The 18,079-nt window shown below is 70.1% G+C and carries 12 protein-coding genes; 11 read left to right on the top strand and 1 reads right to left on the bottom strand.

Translation table 11 applies throughout. From position 1 onward, the window contains the following. Nucleotides 1-27: 27 nt before the first annotated feature. Together J7E22_RS11870 and J7E22_RS11865 are read left to right on the top strand one after the other, a co-directional pair. Nucleotides 28-1,569, top strand: coding sequence for a class I adenylate-forming enzyme family protein (locus J7E22_RS11870; RefSeq protein ID WP_214981944.1), 1,542 nt, complete (start codon nucleotides 28-30; stop codon nucleotides 1,567-1,569). Further along, nucleotides 1,566-2,924 (top strand): acyltransferase, encoded by a 1,359-nt coding sequence (locus J7E22_RS11865; protein ID WP_214981943.1) that lies wholly within the window; start codon nucleotides 1,566-1,568, stop codon nucleotides 2,922-2,924. The genes J7E22_RS11870 and J7E22_RS11865 overlap by 4 nt, the downstream gene beginning before the upstream one ends. 194 nt (nucleotides 2,925-3,118) lie before the next feature. Here the strand turns inward: J7E22_RS11865 and J7E22_RS11860 are convergent, their stop codons facing one another. Beyond that, entirely contained in the window at nucleotides 3,119-4,444 is a 1,326-nt protein-coding gene (locus J7E22_RS11860) for an MFS transporter (protein WP_214981942.1), read from the bottom strand. A 191-nt stretch (nucleotides 4,445-4,635) separates the two neighbouring features. On the opposite strand from J7E22_RS11860, the gene uvrB reads away from it, so the two are divergent. The 9 genes from uvrB (at nucleotide 4,636) to tpiA (ending at nucleotide 18,045) form a co-directional block, all read left to right on the top strand. Then, a complete protein-coding gene (uvrB, locus tag J7E22_RS11855; RefSeq protein ID WP_308159243.1) occupies nucleotides 4,636-6,708 on the top strand; it encodes an excinuclease ABC subunit UvrB in 2,073 nt (690 codons plus the stop codon). Continuing rightward, a complete protein-coding gene (locus J7E22_RS11850; protein WP_214981940.1) occupies nucleotides 6,698-7,660 on the top strand; it encodes an SDR family NAD(P)-dependent oxidoreductase in 963 nt (320 codons plus the stop codon). Before uvrB ends, J7E22_RS11850 begins: the two co-directional genes overlap by 11 nt. A 48-nt stretch (nucleotides 7,661-7,708) precedes the next feature. Continuing rightward, complete coding sequence (gene uvrA, locus J7E22_RS11845; protein ID WP_214981939.1) at nucleotides 7,709-10,726, top strand: excinuclease ABC subunit UvrA; 3,018 nt, start codon at nucleotides 7,709-7,711, stop codon at nucleotides 10,724-10,726. Further along, nucleotides 10,727-12,766 (top strand): excinuclease ABC subunit UvrC, encoded by a 2,040-nt coding sequence (gene uvrC / locus J7E22_RS11840; protein WP_214981938.1) that lies wholly within the window; start codon nucleotides 10,727-10,729, stop codon nucleotides 12,764-12,766. It begins immediately after the preceding gene. Nucleotides 12,767-12,869: 103 nt separating this feature from the next. Next, on the top strand, nucleotides 12,870-13,754 hold the full coding sequence (rapZ, locus tag J7E22_RS11835) for an RNase adapter RapZ (protein WP_214981937.1): 885 nt from the start codon (nucleotides 12,870-12,872) through the stop codon (nucleotides 13,752-13,754). A gap of 75 nt (nucleotides 13,755-13,829) precedes the next feature. Continuing rightward, on the top strand, nucleotides 13,830-14,810 hold the full coding sequence (gene whiA / locus J7E22_RS11830; RefSeq protein ID WP_214981936.1) for a DNA-binding protein WhiA: 981 nt from the start codon (nucleotides 13,830-13,832) through the stop codon (nucleotides 14,808-14,810). A 233-nt stretch (nucleotides 14,811-15,043) separates the two neighbouring features. Next, a complete protein-coding gene (gene gap, locus J7E22_RS11825; protein WP_214981935.1) occupies nucleotides 15,044-16,048 on the top strand; it encodes a type I glyceraldehyde-3-phosphate dehydrogenase in 1,005 nt (334 codons plus the stop codon). Between the two features lie 3 nt (nucleotides 16,049-16,051). Then, entirely contained in the window at nucleotides 16,052-17,269 is a 1,218-nt protein-coding gene (gene pgk, locus J7E22_RS11820; RefSeq protein WP_214981934.1) for a phosphoglycerate kinase, read from the top strand. Beyond that, a complete protein-coding gene (gene tpiA, locus J7E22_RS11815; RefSeq protein WP_251009040.1) occupies nucleotides 17,257-18,045 on the top strand; it encodes a triose-phosphate isomerase in 789 nt (262 codons plus the stop codon). Before pgk ends, tpiA begins: the two co-directional genes overlap by 13 nt. The last annotated feature ends 34 nt before the right edge of the window (nucleotides 18,046-18,079 follow it).

Below are 18,079 nucleotides of genomic sequence, written 5' to 3'. Positions count from 1 at the left end.
CATAGGAAGCGGAAATACGCTGTGGGGGTGCACAGAGCTGGCGACCACCGCGCGGGCGACGACCCGGACCTCCGCGCCCTCATCCGTGCCCGCGCGGCGCGGGATGCAGCGCGCGCCTACCTGGAAGACGCGCGATCCGACCGCGTCCTGACCTACGGCGCCCTCGACGCGGCCGTGTCCGCGTGGAGTGCGACGTTCGACGCGCTCGGTGTGGCACCGTCCGGTGCCGTCCTCGTCGACGTGGGCGACCCGCTGTCGTTCGCGGTCGTCCACCTGGCCGCGCTCGCGACCGGTCGCCGGGCCGTCCCCGTCGACACCGGCCAACCGTCGACCGAGCCCCGACGCCTCGCCGACCTCATCGGCGGTGCCTCCGTGGTCGTCTCCGACCGCGACCCTGCGGCCGCGGGGGGACAGGGCGGTGATCCGGAACCGGCCGTCCCCGGAGCCGCCGCCGGCCAGATCGACCCGACCACGTTCCTCCCGTCCGCCGTGCGCGACGGCGAGGTCCCGGTGACGAACCCGGACGCACCGGGTGAGGGCTCGGTCGTCCTGTTCACCTCGGGGTCGACCGGCACCCCGAAGGGCGTCGAGCTCCCCGAGTCCCAGTTGCTCGTCGTCGCCCGTGCCGTCGCCCGGCACAACGCCCTGACGGCGGACGACCGCGGCTTCAACTCGCTCCCGCTGTTCCACGTCAACGCCGAGGTGGTCGGCCTGCTGGCGACGCTCGTCGCCGGCGCGACCCTGGTGGTCGACCGGCGCTTCCGCCGCACGGGCTTCTGGGAGCTGCTCGCCGAGCGGCGGGTCACCTGGCTGAACGCCGTGCCGGCGATCCTCGCGGTGCTCGCGAGGACCGGACCGCTCGCCTTCCCGGAGGGACTCCGGTTCGTGCGCAGCGCCTCGGCGCCGCTGCCGGAGCCCGTCCGTGCGGCGCTCGGCGACATCCCGCTGGTCGTGAGCTGGGGCATGACCGAAGGCGCCTCGCAGATCACGGCGACGCCACTCGGAGCGGCTCCCCGGCCCGGCTCGGTCGGCGTCCCGGTCGGGTCGGAGGTGCAGGTCCGGGGCGAGGACGGACGGGTCCTGCCCGCGGACGAGGTCGGCGCGCTCTGGGTCCGCGGTTCTGGCATCGTGCACCGCTACCTGTTCGGCCGCGCCGCCGAACGCTTCGACGACGCCGGCTGGCTCAGCACGGGGGACGTGGGATCGGTCTCCGCGGACGGCTGGGTGTCGCTCGCCGGGCGGTCCGACGACGTCATCAACCGCGGTGGCGAGAAGGTCTACCCGTCCGAGGTCGAGGACGTCCTGCTCGGCGATCCGAGGGTCCTCGAGGCCGTGGTCGTCGGCCGACCAGACGAGGTCCTCGGTGCGGTCCCGGTGGCGTACGTCATCCCGCAGCCGGGGGATCCGGTCGACGTCCCGGGGCTGGTCGCGGACCTCGCGGCCCGCGCCGAGGCGCACCTCGCACGCTTCCGTCGGCCCGTCGAGATCGTCGTCGTGCCCGACCTGCCCCGCGCACCGACCGGCAAGGTGCAGCGCTCGCGGGTCCGGACGATGGCGGGACGGTCGTGACCGGCACCGCCGCGGGAACCCCGCACGGCGCCGCCGCGGGAACCCCGCACGGCACCACGGCAGGAACGCTGCACGGCACCGCCGCGGAGCCTGCAGCCGTCGCGACGGGCACCCAGACCCCGACCCGGACGGCATCCGGCCGACCCCGGCACCTGTACGAGGTCGACGTCCTCCGGATCCTCACGTTCGCGTGCGTGATCGGGGTGCACACCACGAGCCACACCGCCGCCTCTGACGACGTCGGACAGATGGCGATGCTCGGGCTCCTGCACTTCACGCGCCTCGTGTTCTTCTCGCTCACGGCGTTCGTGCTCGTGTACAGCTACACGCTCCGCCCGCGGCCGATGGCGCAGTTCTGGCCGAAACGGTTCCTGCTCGTCGGGGTGCCGTACCTCGCCTGGTCGGTCGTGTACGTCGTCGCTTCCTGGCTGCACAGTTCGACCAGGCGCGGCGACGTCCCCGACCTGGTCCGCACCGCCGCCGAGGGCATCGTCACCGGCACGTCCTGGTACCACCTGTACTTCCTGCTCGTGACGATGCAGGTGTACCTGTTGCTGCCCGTGATCGTCTGGCTGGTGCGGCGGACCCGGGGGCACCACGTCGCGACGCTCGCGGTCACGCTGGTGGTGCAGCTGGTCGTGTTCGCCGCCTACGCGTACTTCCCGGACTCGGTGGCCTGGTTGCACGGCTACCAGGAGCAGTTCTTCTTCTCGTACGTGTTCTTCATCGTGTCGGGTGCGATCGCCGCGGACCACGCCGAGAGTTTCCTGCAGTTCATCCGGGTGCACCGGCGCGCGGTGCTCTGGGGCTTCGTGGGCGTCGGGGCCCTGACCCTGGGCGTGTGGGCGCTGCAGGTCGGCGCCGGACTGTCGTTGTCCGCCGCGGGCACGGCGTTGCAGCCGATGCAGGTGATCTGGAGCACCGCCGTGTTCGTCGGGTTCCTGGCGATCGGTGCACGGTGGGCCGACCGTCGACGGCCCGGGAGCCCCCTCGCCCGCTTCATCGACTACGGCTCGGACCGGTCCTTCGGCATCTTCCTGGCCCACCCGTTCATGATCTGGATCCTGCTCTACGGCGACAGCTGGCTCGAAGCCGCCGTGCCGCGGCCCTGGCTCACCCTCGTCACCTACCTGCTGGTGCTCGTGCTGTCGGTGGCCGCCACGGAGCTGTTCCGCTGGACGCCGCTCAGCGTCCCGCTGACCGGTCGGCCGTCGCTCGCGTCCCGCGGGCAGCGCGAGGAACGTGCGCGGAAGCGGGCCGCGGTGCGACCGCTGCCGCAGCCCAGCCCCGAGCCGGTGGAACCGGATGATGCGCTGGTGGGGGAGACGGACGACGTGGGACCCGCCGCGCGCTGAGCCCGACTCCGGCTCCGGTCCGGCAGGCGGACGCCGCGGTCTGGAGGCACGGTGCGGCGCGGCTGCGCGCCGCTGGTCCGCCAGGTGGCGGGTCGGCATGGGGCGGGTCGGCACCGTGTGGGTCGGCACGGTGCGCGCGCCGGGCGCGCGCTGTGTGGCGGACGGAGGGCGCGCCTCCCGTCCGCCACCCGCGGTCAGGCGGGCTGCTCCACCTTGGGCGTGCCGATCTCCAGCACCCCGTCGGTGACGGTCAGGCGCTGCGGCTTCATGCGCCACGCGACGACCGCGGCGGCACCGAGCAGCACGCACGAGAGCCCGAACGGCAGCTGCCACCCCGACGTGTCGACGAGCACCCCGAACACGATCGGCGAGAGGACTCCGGCGATGCCGAACCCGGTGTTCATGAAGCCGGAGGCGGTGCCGGACCACTGGGGTGCGACGTCCATCGGGATGGCCCAGAGGTTCGCGTTGCAGAGCTCCAGGAAGAAGAACGACAGTGCCAGCGAGACGGTGGCGACCACGAGTCCCCGCCCGATCACGAGGGGGAGCAGGCAGACGAGCGACCCGCCGAGGCCGACGACCAGGATGGCCCGACGGGCGTGCCTGGTGTTCCCACCGCGGTGGATCAGCCGGTCGCTCAGCACGCCGCCGACCGTGTCGCCGACCACCCCGGCGAGCAGGACGAGCGTGGTGAACAGGGCGAACGCGGCGATCGGCAGGCCGTACGTGTCGCTGAGGAACGTCGGGATCCAGGTGAGGAACACCCAGAGGGTCCAGCCGTAGCCGAAGTCCACGAAGGTCACCGGCAGGATCTGCCGGGCGAGGGTGCGCCACGGGACGGGCGGTCGGGTGGCGCGGGTCTCGACGGGCGGGAGCTCGTCGAGCTCGACCCGCTTGATGCGGGCGGCGTCCTCGGGCTTGTCGCGGAACCAGACGAACCAGACGATGCCCCAGGCGATGGACAGCACGGCCGTGGCGAAGAACGCCCAGCGCCAGCTGCCGGTGGCGCCGATCACCCAGGCGACGAGGAGCGGGGCGAGCGCGTTGCCGAGCCGGGCCGCGGAGTGCACGACGCCCTGCGCGAAGCCGTTCCGGTCGCGCGGGATCCAGCGGCTCATCGCCTGCGTCGCAGCGGGGAAGGCAGCGGCCTCGGTGAGCCCGAGCAGGAACCGGGCGGCGGCGAGGGTCCAGAAGCCGACGGAGAGCCCGGTCCAGAGCGTGGCGACGCCCCACAGCACGGTGATGACGAAGAGCGCCCTCCGTGGGCCGAACTTCTCGGCGATCGTGCCCCCGAAGACCTGCAGGAGGGCGTAGGGGAGCGCGAACGCCGACACGATGAGTCCGGCGGTCGTCTCGTTGAAGCCGAACTCCTCCGTGATGTGGGGGAGCGCGGTGGAGATGTTCGTGCGGTCGACGTACGAGATCGCGTACATGATGCAGAGCAGGAGGAGGACGCGCCCACGGATGCGCCCACGGAACGGGGTGCCCTTCGTCGGTGCGGCGGGAGTCGCCGTCGTCATGGAGCCTCTTCGGGGGAGAGATCGGGTTGCTGAACGGATCGGACGCTAACCCGGTCGTCTATCAGCGATCTTGGAGCCTGCTTGGCCTCGACCGTACGCCGAACGTGCTGCGCGGACCGCCGCTCCGCTGTGGGCGAGCACGGGGATCCGTGTCGGTGGTCGCGGCTAGCGTGGACCCCATGGCAGTGTCAATCGAGCCCACGCGCGCCGTCCGGCCGTTCGAGGTCATCAGCGAGTACTCGCCGAGCGGCGACCAGCCGGCGGCGATCGCCGAGCTGGCCGGGCGCATCAACGCGGGTGAGACGGACGTCGTGCTCCTCGGTGCCACGGGTACCGGCAAGTCCGCGACCACCGCCTGGCTCATCGAGCAGGTGCAGCGCCCGACGCTCGTCCTCGCGCACAACAAGACCCTCGCCGCGCAGCTCGCGAACGAGTTCCGCAGCCTGCTGCCGAACAACGCGGTCGAGTACTTCGTGTCCTACTACGACTACTACCAGCCCGAGGCGTACGTCCCGCAGACGGACACCTTCATCGAGAAGGACTCCTCGGTCAACGCCGAGGTCGAACGCCTCCGCCACTCCACGACGAACTCGCTGCTCAGCCGGCGCGACGTGGTCGTCGTCTCCACGGTCTCCTGCATCTACGGCCTCGGCACGCCGGAGCAGTACATGAACGCGTCCGTCGCGCTGCACGTCGGGCAGACGATCTCCCGCGACCAGCTCGTCCGCAAGTTCGTCGCGATGCAGTACCAGCGCAACGACGTCGACTTCGCCCGTGGCACGTTCCGGGTCCGCGGCGACACCATCGAGATCATCCCGATGTACGAAGAGCACGCCATCCGGATCGAGATGTTCGGTGACGAGGTCGAAGCGCTCTCCTCGCTCCACCCGCTGACCGGGACCGTCATCGACGAGCTGCCCGCGGTGTCGATCTTCCCGGCCTCGCACTACGTCGCCGACACCGACGTGATGCACCACGCGATCGGCACCATCAAGGAAGAACTGGCGGAGCGCCTCGCCGAGCTCGAGGGGCTGGGCAAGCTGCTCGAAGCCCAGCGACTCCGCATGCGCACGACCTTCGACATCGAGATGATGGAGCAGATCGGGTTCTGCTCGGGCATCGAGAACTACTCGCGGCACATGGACGGCCGGATGCCCGGTGAAGCCCCGCACTGCCTCATCGACTACTTCCCGGAAGACTTCCTGATCGTCATCGACGAGTCCCACGTCACCGTGCCGCAGATCGGTGCGATGTACGAAGGCGATGCCTCGCGCAAGCGCACCCTGGTCGACCACGGGTTCCGGCTGCCGAGCGCCCTGGACAACCGACCGCTGCGGTGGGAGGAATTCCTCGAGCGCGTGGGACAGAAGGTCTACCTGTCGGCCACACCCGGCCGGTACGAGCTCGGCATCACGGACAGCGTCGTCGAGCAGATCATCCGCCCGACGGGCCTGATCGACCCCGAGATCATCGTGAAGCCCTCCGACGGCCAGATCGACGACCTGCTCGAGGAGATCAAGCAGCGCGTCGAGAAGAACGAGCGCGTCCTCGTGACGACGCTGACCAAGCGGATGGCGGAGGAACTCACCGACTTCCTCGCCAACGCCGGTGTCCGGATCCGCTACCTGCACTCCGACGTCGACACGCTGAAGCGCGTCGAGCTGCTCACCGAGCTGCGGCAGGGCGTCTACGACGTCCTCGTCGGCATCAACCTGCTCCGTGAGGGCCTCGACCTGCCCGAGGTCTCGCTCGTCGCGATCCTCGACGCCGACAAGGAAGGCTTCCTCCGGTCGTCGACGTCGCTCATCCAGACGATCGGTCGTGCTGCGCGCAACGTGTCGGGCCAGGTGCTCATGTACGCCGACAAGATGACCGACTCGATGAAGCAGGCGATCGAGGAGACCGACCGCCGCCGCGAGAAGCAGGTCGCGTACAACCTGGAGCGCGGCATCGACCCGCAGCCCCTCCGGAAGAAGATCGCCGACATCACCGAGGTCCTGCAGCGCGAGAACGACGACACCAAGGCGCTGCTGGAAGGCCGGGGTGGCGCGGACAAGCGGCGCTCGCCCACGCCGAACCTCAAGCGCGGCGGCATCGCGGGCGAGGGCGCGACCCAGCTCGGGGCGACGATCGCCGATCTGAACGACCAGATGCTCAACGCGGCCGCCGAGCTCAAGTTCGAGTTGGCGGCTCGGCTCCGGGACGAAGTCCAGGACCTCAAGAAGGCACTGCGTCAGATGGAGTCCGCCGGGCATGTCAGCTGATGACCGGGCGGAGACGCACCCGGCTGCTCCCGCATCCGCCAGCTCCGGGCGCCGGACGATCGTCGTCACCGGTGCCAGCGCAGGGCTCGGGTACCACGCGGCCGAGCAGCTGGCGGCGCTCGGCCACCACGTCGTGCTGGCGACGCGCGACGCGGGCCGCGCAGCGGCGGCCGAACGCAGCATCCGTCGGCACGTGGACGGCGCGTCCCTCGAGCACCTGCACCTCGACCTCGCGGACCTCGACAGCGTGCACGCCGCCGCCGATGAGCTCGCCGAGCTGGCACTGGACGGCGTGGACGCCGTCGTGAACAACGCCGGCGTGGTCGGCGCACCCACCGCGCAGGCGACGGCGCAGGGCGTCGAGCTGCAGATCGGGACGAACCACCTCGGGCACTTCGCCTGGACGGCGCGGGTGCTCCCGCTCCTCGAACCGCGCGCCGGTCGGGTCGTGCACCTCGGGTCGATCGCGCACCGCTGGGCCCGGCTCGATCACGACGATGCCCTCGGCGCCGGGAGGTACTCGAGCTACCGGCAGTACGGCCGGAGCAAGCTCGCCGTGATGCTCTTCGGGTTCGAGCTGGCGGAACGCCTGGCCGACGCGGGATCACCCGTGTCGAGTGTCGTGGCGCATCCCGGGCTGTCCCTCGACGTCCTCGGTGTGGCGCGGCCGGCCGTCGTGCCGTCCCGGAGCGAACCCGCCCGGACCCGCCCGGCACAACGCCTGTACGCGCAGGGCAAGGACGCCGGTGCGGTGCCCCTGGTGCACGCTGCCGTCGGCGACGACGTCCGGTCGGGACAGTACTGGGGCCCGGCCGGTGCGTTCCAACTCCGGGGTCCCGCGCGCGTGGTCGGAGCCGAGCCCCGCGCACACGACCGTGCCGAGGCTGCGCGGCTGTGGACCGCGAGCGAAGCCGCGTCCGGGGTCGTGTTCGCTCTCGACGCACTCGTCTGACCGCTCCTCGGCAGCGAATGTCGGAAGCGGTTCGTAGACTCGTCTGCGATGACAATCACCTCTGACCGCGGTACCGCGACCTCCGGCCGGAACGCCTTCGGCGAGCCGTCCGACCTCCACATCCCCGGCGGTACGGCACCGCACGACACCTCCACGCTCAGCGTGCGGGGTGCGCGCGTGCACAACCTGCAGAACGTCGACCTCGAGATCCCGCGTGACTCGCTCGTGGTGTTCACCGGCCTGTCCGGATCGGGCAAGTCGTCGCTCGCCTTCGACACGATCTTCGCCGAGGGCCAGCGGCGCTACGTCGAGTCGCTCTCCGCGTACGCCCGGCAGTTCCTCGGGCAGGTCGACCGTCCGGACGTCGACTTCATCGAAGGGCTGTCGCCCGCGGTGTCGATCGACCAGAAGTCGACGAACCGCAACCCCCGGTCGACGGTCGGGACCATCACCGAGGTCTACGACTACATGCGTCTGCTCTGGGCGCGCATCGGCGTGCCGCACTGCCCCGTCTGTGGTGAGGTGATCAGCAAGCAGAGCGTGCAGCAGATCGCCGACCAGCTCATGGAGTTCGAGACGGGCACGCGGTTCCAGGTGCTCGCGCCGGTGATCTCGAAGAAGAAGGGCGAGTTCGTCGACCTCTTCCAGGAGCTGGCGGCCTCCGGGTACGCGCGTGCGATCGTCGACGGGGAACGCATCCAGCTCAACGACCCGCCGAAGCTCAAGAAGCAGGTCAAGCACGACATCTCGGTCATCATCGACCGGCTCGTCTCCGGCGACGACATCCTCGGCCGGCTGACCGACTCGCTCGAGACGGCCTTGCGCCTGACGAGCGGCACGGTCGCGATCGACCTCGTCGACCACGAGGGCCCTGGTGCCATCCGCACCTACTCCGAGAACCTGTCCTGCCCGAACAACCACCCGCTCGCCCTCACCGAGATCGAGCCGCGGACCTTCTCGTTCAACGCGCCGTTCGGTGCGTGCCCGGAGTGCTCCGGGCTCGGGACGCGCATGTCGGTCGATCCGGATCTGTTGCTCGGCGACCCGGAAGCCTCCCTCGCGGACGGCGTCCTGCTGCCCTGGACGGGCGCGAGCGGCCTGTACTCCTACTTCGAGAAGCTCCTGGCCGGGCTCGGCAAGGAACTCGGGTTCCGACTCGACACCCCCTGGAACCAGCTCGACGCGTCGGTGCAGTCGGCGATCCTGACGGGCAAGGACTTCGAGGTCTCGGTGTCCTGGCGCAACCGGTTCGGTCGCGAAATGCGCTACACGAGCGGCTTCGAAGGCGTCATGCCGTACATCGAGCGCAAGTTCGCGGAGGCCGAGTCCGACTCGCAGCGGCAGCGCTTCCAGGGCTACCTGCGCGAAGTCCCGTGCCCGGTCTGCGACGGCACGCGTCTGAAGCCCGAGGTCCTCGCGGTCACGGTCGACGGCCGGAGCATCGCGGACGTCACCGGCATGGCCCTCGACGAGACCTACGCCTTCATGGAGCACCTGACGCTCACCGACCGGGAAGCGCACATCGCCGCGGCGGTGCTGCGCGAGATCCGCGCGCGTCTCGAGTTCCTGCTCGAGGTCGGCCTGAACTACCTCACGCTCGCACGCGGTGCCGGCGGTCTGTCCGGTGGTGAAGCGCAGCGCATCCGGCTCGCGACGCAGATCGGTTCCGGACTCACCGGCGTCCTCTACGTCCTGGACGAGCCGAGCATCGGCCTGCACCAGCGAGACAACCGCCGACTCATCGACACGCTCGTGAAGCTGAAGGACCTCGGCAACACGCTGATCGTCGTCGAGCACGACGAGGACACCATCCGGACCGCTGACTGGGTGGTCGACATCGGACCGGGTGCCGGCGTCAACGGCGGCAAGGTCGTGCACTCGGGGTCGTACGAGGGCATGATCGCCAACCGCGAATCGATCACGGGGGACTACCTCGCTGGTCGCCGTGCCATCGAGGTGCCGGCCGAGCGTCGCGCGGTGAACCTCAAGCAGGTCATCAGCGTCCAGGGTGCCCGCGCGAACAACCTCAAGGACGTCGACGCCGACTTCCCCCTGGGGGTGTTCACGGCCGTCACGGGCGTGAGCGGTTCCGGCAAGTCGACCCTCGTGAACGACATCCTGTACAAGGTGCTGGCGAACCAGCTCAACGGCGCCCGGCACATCGCCGGCAAGCACACCCGGGTGCGCGGGCTCGACCAGCTCGACAAGGTGGTGCACGTCGACCAGGGACCCATCGGTCGCACGCCGCGGTCGAACCCCGCCACGTACACCGGCGTCTTCGACCGGATCCGGCAGCTCTTCGCCGAGACGACGGAAGCGAAGACCCGCGGCTACCAGCCCGGCCGCTTCAGTTTCAACGTCAAGGGCGGTCGCTGCGAGAACTGCTCGGGTGACGGCACGATCAAGATCGAGATGAACTTCCTGCCCGACGTGTACGTCGCGTGCGAGGTCTGCGGTGGTGCGCGCTACAACCGCGAGACGCTGCAGGTGCACTACAAGGGCAAGAACATCTCCGAGGTCCTCGACATGCCGATCAGCGAGGCGGCCGAGTTCTTCGAGCCGATCTCGGCGATCCACCGGTACATGCAGACCCTCGTCGACGTCGGGCTCGGGTACGTGCGTCTCGGGCAGAGCGCCACGACGCTCTCCGGTGGCGAAGCCCAGCGCGTCAAGCTCGCGACCGAGCTCCAGCGCCGTTCCAACGGCCGGACGGTCTACGTGCTCGACGAACCGACGACGGGCCTGCACTTCGAGGACGTCCGGAAGCTGCTGCTCGTCCTGCAGAGCCTGGTGGACAAGGGCAACACGGTGATCACGATCGAGCACAACCTCGACGTCATCAAGTCCGCGGACTGGCTCATCGACATGGGGCCCGAGGGTGGCGCGGGCGGCGGCACGGTGCTCGCCACCGGCACGCCCGAGCACGTCGCGACCGTGCCCGAGAGCCACACGGGCGTGTTCCTGAAGGAGATCTTCGACGCGCAGGACGCCCGGGTCGGCAAGCAGCAGGCGGTGCGTTCGCGGACGGCGACCGGGAAGACGAAGCAGACCGCAGGAGCGCGGTAGGTGGCGGACACCGTCCCGTGGCGTCCGAAGGCGGGGGAGATCCCGACCGACCCGGGCGTCTACCGCTGGCGTGACGGTACCGGCCGGGTGCTCTACGTTGGCAAGGCGAAGAACCTCCGCGCCCGCCTGAGCAACTACTTCGCGCCGCTGCCGACCCTGCACGAGCGCACCCGACGCATGGTCCTGACGGCCCGCAGCGTCGAGTGGACCACGGTGGGCTCCGAGATCGAGGCGCTCCAGCTCGAGTACACGTGGATCAAGGAGTTCGACCCGCCGTTCAACGTCAAGTTCCGGGACGACAAGTCGTACCCGTACATGGCGATCACGCTCGGGGACGAAGCGCCGCGGGTGATGGTGACGCGCAACCGCCGGATCAAGGGCGCGAAGTACTTCGGGCCGTACCCGAAGATCTGGGCGGTGCACGACACGATCGACCTGATGGTCAAGGTGTTCCCGATCCGCACGTGCTCGGACTCGTCGTACAAGCGCGCGATGCAGACGGGCAAGCCCTGTTTCCCCGGTCAGATCGGCAAGTGCGGCGGCCCGTGCTCGCAGAAGGTCACGATCGCGGAGCACCGGGCCCTCGTCGAGGAGTTCGTCCGGTTCATGTCGAGCTACGACCGCCGGGTGATCACGGATCTCCGACAGCGGATGGCGGCCTCCGCCGATGCGATGCAGTACGAGCAGGCTGCCCGCTACCGGGACCAGGTCGGTGCGCTCGAAGCCGTGCTCGAGAAGTCCGCAGTGGTCCTCCGCGACTCGGTCGACCTCGACCTGTTCGGCATCGCCGAGGACGAGCTCGCGGCGGCCGTGCAGCTGTTCTCCGTGCGCGGCGGACGCATCCGAGGCGTGCGCGGTTGGGTCGTCGACAAGGAGCTCGACATCTCGACGGGAGACCTCGTCGAGCAGATCGTCCAGGGTGTCTACGCCTCGGGGGACGAGCCCCCGCGTGAGGTCGTCGTCCCGGAGCTCCCGGAGGACGCCGACGCGCTCGAGCAGTGGCTCGGGGAGCGACGCGGCGGCCGCGGGACGAAGCTGAGCACCGCCCAGCGCGGCGACCGTGCAGGTCTCGCGCGGACGGCGGCGCAGAACGCTGCGCAGGCGCTGATGCTCTACAAGACCAAGCGTTCGGCGGACTACACGACGCGGGCCGCGGCGCTCGCGGACATCCAGGAGGCCCTCGGCATGACCGAGGCACCGCTGCGGATGGAGTGCTACGACATCTCCCACCTGCAGGGCACGAACGTGGTGGCGTCGATGGTGGTGTTCGAGGACGGCCTGCCCCGGAAGGACCAGTACCGGCGCTACTCGATCGCGGAGACCACCGACGACACCGACAGCATGTACCAGGTGCTCAGCCGGCGCCTGGCACGGCTGGACGAGGACGCCGCGGTGCCGGACGTCCCCGACGTCACGAGCGACGAGCTCGTCGAGGGCTCGAAGCCGACCAAGCGCTTCGCGTACCGGCCTCAGCTGCTGATCGTCGACGGCGGCCAGCCGCAGGTGCAGGCGGCGAAGCGCGCGATGGACGAGGCCGGCGTCCGCGACATCGCGCTCGTCGGCATCGCCAAGCGACTCGAGGAACTCTGGCTGCCTGACGACGACTTTCCCGTGATCCTGCCGCGCAACTCCGAGGCGCTCTTCCTCATCCAGCGCATCCGTGACGAAGCGCACCGGTTCGCCATCACCCACCAGCGCACCCGGCGGAAGCGCGACGTCCGGTCGCAGCTGTCGGAGATCCCCGGGCTCGGGCCGACGCGGGTCAGTGCGCTGCTGAAGCACTTCGGTTCCGTGGCTCGACTGCGGCAGGCCTCCGCCGAGGAGATCGCCGAGGTCAACGGCGTCGGCCCGGCCACCGCCGCGGCGGTCGTGGCCAAGCTCGCGCAGACGCCGACGAGCACCCCCAGCGCGCCCACCCCGCTCAGTCCCGACGACGACCCCGACCAGGGCCGCGCCGAGGACCCTGGTGACCCCGCCGCCGTCGGCGGGACGGTGCGTGTTCCCGAGGTGACCCCGGACGGACCGCACCGTCCGTCGTGACGCATCCCGTGCCTCCCGTCCGAGCCCGCGCGATACCCTTGACCAGCAGCCGAGACCTCCCCGGGCGACGCGCCCGGGCCGCCACGACGGAGCCCACTCCCAGATGACCGACAGCACCCCGCAGCAGCACGACATCCTGATCGTCACCGGGATGTCCGGTGCCGGTCGATCCACGGTCGGCAAGGCCCTCGAGGACCTCGGGTGGTACGTCGTCGACAACCTGCCGACGCAGATGCTCGCCCCCCTGACCGAACTCGCAGACCGCGCGGGCGAGAAGATCCCGAAGATCGCGACCGTGGTCGACGTCCGCGGGGGCCGGTTCTTCACCGATCCCGAGCACGCGGTCGAGCAGGTGCGCTCCAGCACCTCGGCGCGCGTGCGCGTGCTCTTCCTCGAGGCGACCGACGCGGTGCTCGTGCGCCGGTTCGAGCAGGTCCGTCGCCCGCACCCGCTGCAGGGCGAGGACACCCTGCTCGACGGCATCGGACGGGAGCGCGTGCGGCTCTCCGGTCTGCGTGAAGCCTCGGACATGATCATCGACACGTCCGACCTGAACATCCACCAGCTCGCGAACACCGTCACCGAGAAGTTCGCCGACGACCACTTCGTGGGTGTCCAGGTCACGCTGATGAGCTTCGGGTTCAAGTACGGCCTGCCCGCCGACGCCGACATGGTGGCCGACGTCCGGTTCCTGCCGAACCCCTACTGGGTCCCGGAACTCCGCCCGAACAGCGGCCTCGACAAGCCGGTCTCGGACTACGTGCTCGCCCAGTCGGGAGCCCGTTCCTTCATCGATCGCTACGCCGCCGTCCTCGAGCCGGTGTTCGAGGGGTACCAGCGCGAGAACAAAAGACACGCTACGATCGCCATCGGCTGTACCGGCGGGAAGCACCGCTCGGTCGCCATCGTCGCCGAGTTGGCGAGCCTCCTCCGCGGGATGCCCAACGTCGCCGTGCGTGTGAAGAACCGAGATCTCGGCCGGGAGTGACCGTCCCTCCGGCTGCTCCACACGGCGTGCGTCGGGCCCGCGGGCACCACCAGAAGAAACGTTAGGAATGATGCTGTGCCGTTGACTGCCGAGGTCAAGGACGAACTGGCCAGGGTCGCCGTGAGCCGCAACACGGTCCGCGCCGCCGAACTCGCGACCATCCTGCGGTTCGCGGGTGGCCTCCACGTCATCTCGGGCAGGATCGCCGTCGAGGTCGAACTCGACACCCGGATCATCGTGCACCGCGTCCGCAAGGACCTCGCCGAGCTGTACGGCGTGCGGAGCGAAGCATCCGTCGGCTCCTCGGCGTCGTCCCGTCGTGGCACCCGGTACCTGGTCCGCGTCCTCGAGGCGGGGGAGACCCTCGCCCGGCAGACGGGCTTGATGGACGCTCGTCGCCGTCCCGTGCGCGGGCTGCCGAACCGGTTGACCACCGGCAACCGTGAGGACCTCGCGGCGATCTGGCGTGGAGCCTTCCTCGCCTCGGGCACGCTCACCGACCCGGGTCGGGCGGCTGCGCTCGAGGTCACCTGCCCTGGCAACGAGGCCGCGATGGCCCTGGTCGGCGCCGCGTCCCGACTCGGCATCTCCGCGAAGGGCCGCGAGGTCCGCGGGGTGCACCGCGTCGTCATCCGCGACGGTGAGGCGATCGGGCAGATGCTCACCGTGATGGGCGCCGCCCGCACCACCGCCGAGTGGGAGGAGATGCGCCAGCGCCGCGAGGTCCGTGCCACCGCGAACCGGCTGGTCAACTTCGACGACGCGAACCTGCGCCGGTCCGCCCAGGCCGCGGTCGCGGCGTGCGCCCGCGTGGAGCGTGCGCTCGAGATCCTCGGCGACGAGGTCCCGGACCACCTGCAGTACGCCGGCGCCCTGCGCCTCGAGCACCGGGATGCCTCGCTCGACGAGCTCGGTCAGCACGCCGACCCGCCCATGACGAAGGACGCCATCGCCGGCCGGATCCGCCGGCTGCTCGCGATGGCCGACAAGAAGGCCTCCGACCTGGGGATCCCGGGCACCGAGGCGAGCGTTCCCGAGGAGCTCGAGGGGGTCTGACCCTGCACTCGTGACCGCCGGACGGGAGGCGCGCTGCCAGCTGGCAGGGCGCCTCCCGTCCGTCTCTGGTCACCGTCCGGACGGACCGTCATCCACGCTGGGCGCGGGGTGTCCGGCTGCTAGGGTCGTTACGGCGACGTTACGGGGCGTATCGTCCACCACACGTGGGCCCGCAGGGCCTTCGACTCCGTAAGCAGCGCCCCCTGGGCGCTCCACACACATCAGGAGATCCATTGACCGTCAAGATCGGCATCAACGGCTTCGGCCGCATCGGCCGTAACTTCTTCCGGGCCGCCCTCGCGAAGGGCTCCGACCTCGAGATCGTGGCGGTGAACGACCTCACCGACAACGCGTCGCTCGCCAACCTGCTCAAGTTCGACTCCATCCAGGGCAAGCTCCCGGCGACCGTCGAGCTCGACGGCGACAGCATCGTCGTCAACGGCAAGCCGATCAAGGTCCTCGCGGAGCGCGACCCCTCCAACCTCCCCTGGGGCGAGCTGGGTGTCGACATCGTCATCGAGTCGACCGGTTTCTTCACCAAGGCCGCCGACGCGCAGAAGCACATCGACGCCGGTGCCAAGAAGGTCATCATCTCCGCGCCGGCCACGGGTGACGACGTCACCATCGTGCTCGGTGTGAACGAGGGCGAGTACGACGCCGCGAACCACCACATCATCTCGAACGCGTCCTGCACCACGAACAGCCTCGCGCCGCTCGCCAAGGTGTTCCACGACAAGTTCGGCATCGAGCGCGGCCTCATGACGACGGTGCACGCCTACACCGCCGACCAGAACCTGCAGGACGGCCCGCACAAGGACCCCCGTCGCGCCCGCGCCGCCGCGCTGAACATCGTGCCGACGTCGACCGGTGCCGCGAAGGCCATCGGCCTCGTCCTCCCGGAGCTCGCCGGCAAGCTCGACGGCTTCGCCCTCCGCGTCCCGGTCCCGACCGGCTCGATCACCGACCTCACCCTCGAGACCAAGTCCGAGGTCACCGTCGACGAGATCAACGCCGCGTACAAGGAAGCCGCCGAGGGCCCGCTCAAGGGCATCCTGCTCTACAGCGAGGACCCCCTGGTGTCGACCGACATCCAGTCGGACCCGCACTCCTCGATCTACGACTCCGGTCTCACCAAGGTCATCGGCGGCCTCGTGAAGATCACGTCGTGGTACGACAACGAGTGGGGCTACTCGAACCGCCTCGTCGACCTCACCGAGTACGTCGGCGAGCGTCTGTAACACATGGCCCTCCGTACCCTCGAAGACCTCGGCGACCTCGCCGGCAAGCGGGTCGTCGTCCGCTGCGATCTCAACGTCCCGCTCAAGGACGGCGTGATCACGGACGACGGCCGCGTGCGGGCGTCGCTGACGACCCTGAACACCCTCATCGCCGCTGGTGCACGGGTCATCGTGATCTCGCACCTCGGTCGCCCCGACGGCGAGCCGAAGCCCGAGTTCTCACTCGCGCCGGTCGCGACGCGGCTCTCGGAGCTGCTCGGGAACGAGGTCACGTTCGTCGGCGAGACCGTCGGTGACGACGCGACCGCGGCCGCCGAAGCCCTCGGGGACGGTGACGTCCTGCTGCTCGAGAACCTCCGGTTCAACCCGGAGGAGACCTCGAAGGACGCCGCCGAGCGTGGCCACTTCGCGGACCGCATCGCCGCCCTCGGGGACGCCTTCGTCTCCGACGGGTTCGGCGTCGTGCACCGGAAGCAGGCCTCGGTCTACGAGCTCGCCTCGGCACTCCCGAGCGCCGCCGGCAAGCTCATCGAGCAGGAGCTCGGCGTGCTCGAGCAGCTGACCTCGGAGCCGGCGCGGCCCTACACGGTGGTGCTCGGCGGGTCGAAGGTCAGCGACAAGCTCGGCGTCATCGACCACCTGCTCCCGCAGGTCGACACCCTGTGCATCGGTGGCGGCATGCTCTTCACGTTCCTCGCGGCCCAGGGCCACGGGGTCGCGAAGTCCTTGCTCGAAGCGGACCAGCTCGACGTCGTCCGCGAGTACCTCTCGCGGGCGCAGGAGCTCGGTGTCACGATCGACCTGCCGACCGACGTCGTCGTGGCCTCCGGGTTCGCGGCGGACGCGGAGCACGAGACCGTCCCGGCCGACGCCATCGAGTCGTCGTCCTTCGGCGCCGACGGCATCGGCCTCGACATCGGGCCCGACACCGCGGCCCGGTTCGCCTCCGCGGTGAGCGGCTCGAAGACCGTGTTCTGGAACGGTCCGATGGGTGTGTTCGAGTTCCCGGCCTTCGCCGCGGGCACGAAGACGGTCGCGCAGGCCCTCACCGAGGTCGACGGCCTCGGTGTGGTCGGCGGCGGCGACTCCGCGGCAGCCGTCCGGTCGCTCGGATTCACCGACGACCAGTTCGGCCACATCTCGACCGGTGGTGGGGCGAGCCTCGAGTTCCTCGAGGGCAAGTCGCTCCCCGGCCTCGAAGCCCTTGGATGGTCCGCATGACCCGCACTCCGCTCATCGCCGGCAATTGGAAGATGAACCTGGACCACCTCCAGGCCATCGCGACCGTGCAGAAGCTGGCGTGGACGTTGAAGGACGCCCGGCACGACCACGACGAGGTCGAGGTCGCGGTGTTCCCGCCCTTCACCGACCTGCGCAGCGTGCAGACGCTGATCTCGGCGGACAAGCTGTCGATCCGGTTCGGCGCCCAGGACCTGTCCCAGTACGACTCGGGGGCGTACACAGGCGACGTCTCGGGTGCCTTCCTGGCGGCCCTCGACGCGCAGTACGTGATCGTCGGGCACTCCGAGCGGCGCACGATGCACGGTGAGACCGACGAGGTCGTGGCGGCGAAGACCGCGGCGGCCGTCAAGCACGGCCTCGTCCCGATCGTGTGCGTCGGCGAGACCGCCGAGGAGCGCGAGCAGCGCGGTGCGGGCGTCGTCCCGGTCGAGCAGCTCAAGGCGGTCCTCGACGCGGTGAAGCCGTCCGAGATCGTCGTGGCCTACGAGCCCTGCTGGGCGATCGGTTCCGGTCAGGCCGCGACCGCCGACCAGGCACAGGAGGAGTGCGCCGCACTCCGCCGGGGCATCGCCGAGGTCTGGGGCGACAGTGTCGCCCTCGAGACCCGTGTGCTGTACGGCGGATCCGTGAAGTCGGGCAACATCGCCGGCTTCCTCCGCGAGCCCGACATCGACGGCGCGCTCGTCGGTGGCGCCTCCCTCGACGTGCAGGAGTTCGCGGCGATCGCGCGCTTCCGGCAGCACGTCGGACTCTGACCCATCCGGCACAGGCCGGTCGCGTCCGCGCGGC

Source organism: Curtobacterium sp. ISL-83, from assembly GCF_018613895.1.
GTDB lineage: Bacteria > Actinomycetota > Actinomycetes > Actinomycetales > Microbacteriaceae > Curtobacterium.
The sequence above is the reverse complement of the archived record's forward strand: the minus strand, read 5'-3'. Positions and strand labels throughout refer to the sequence as shown.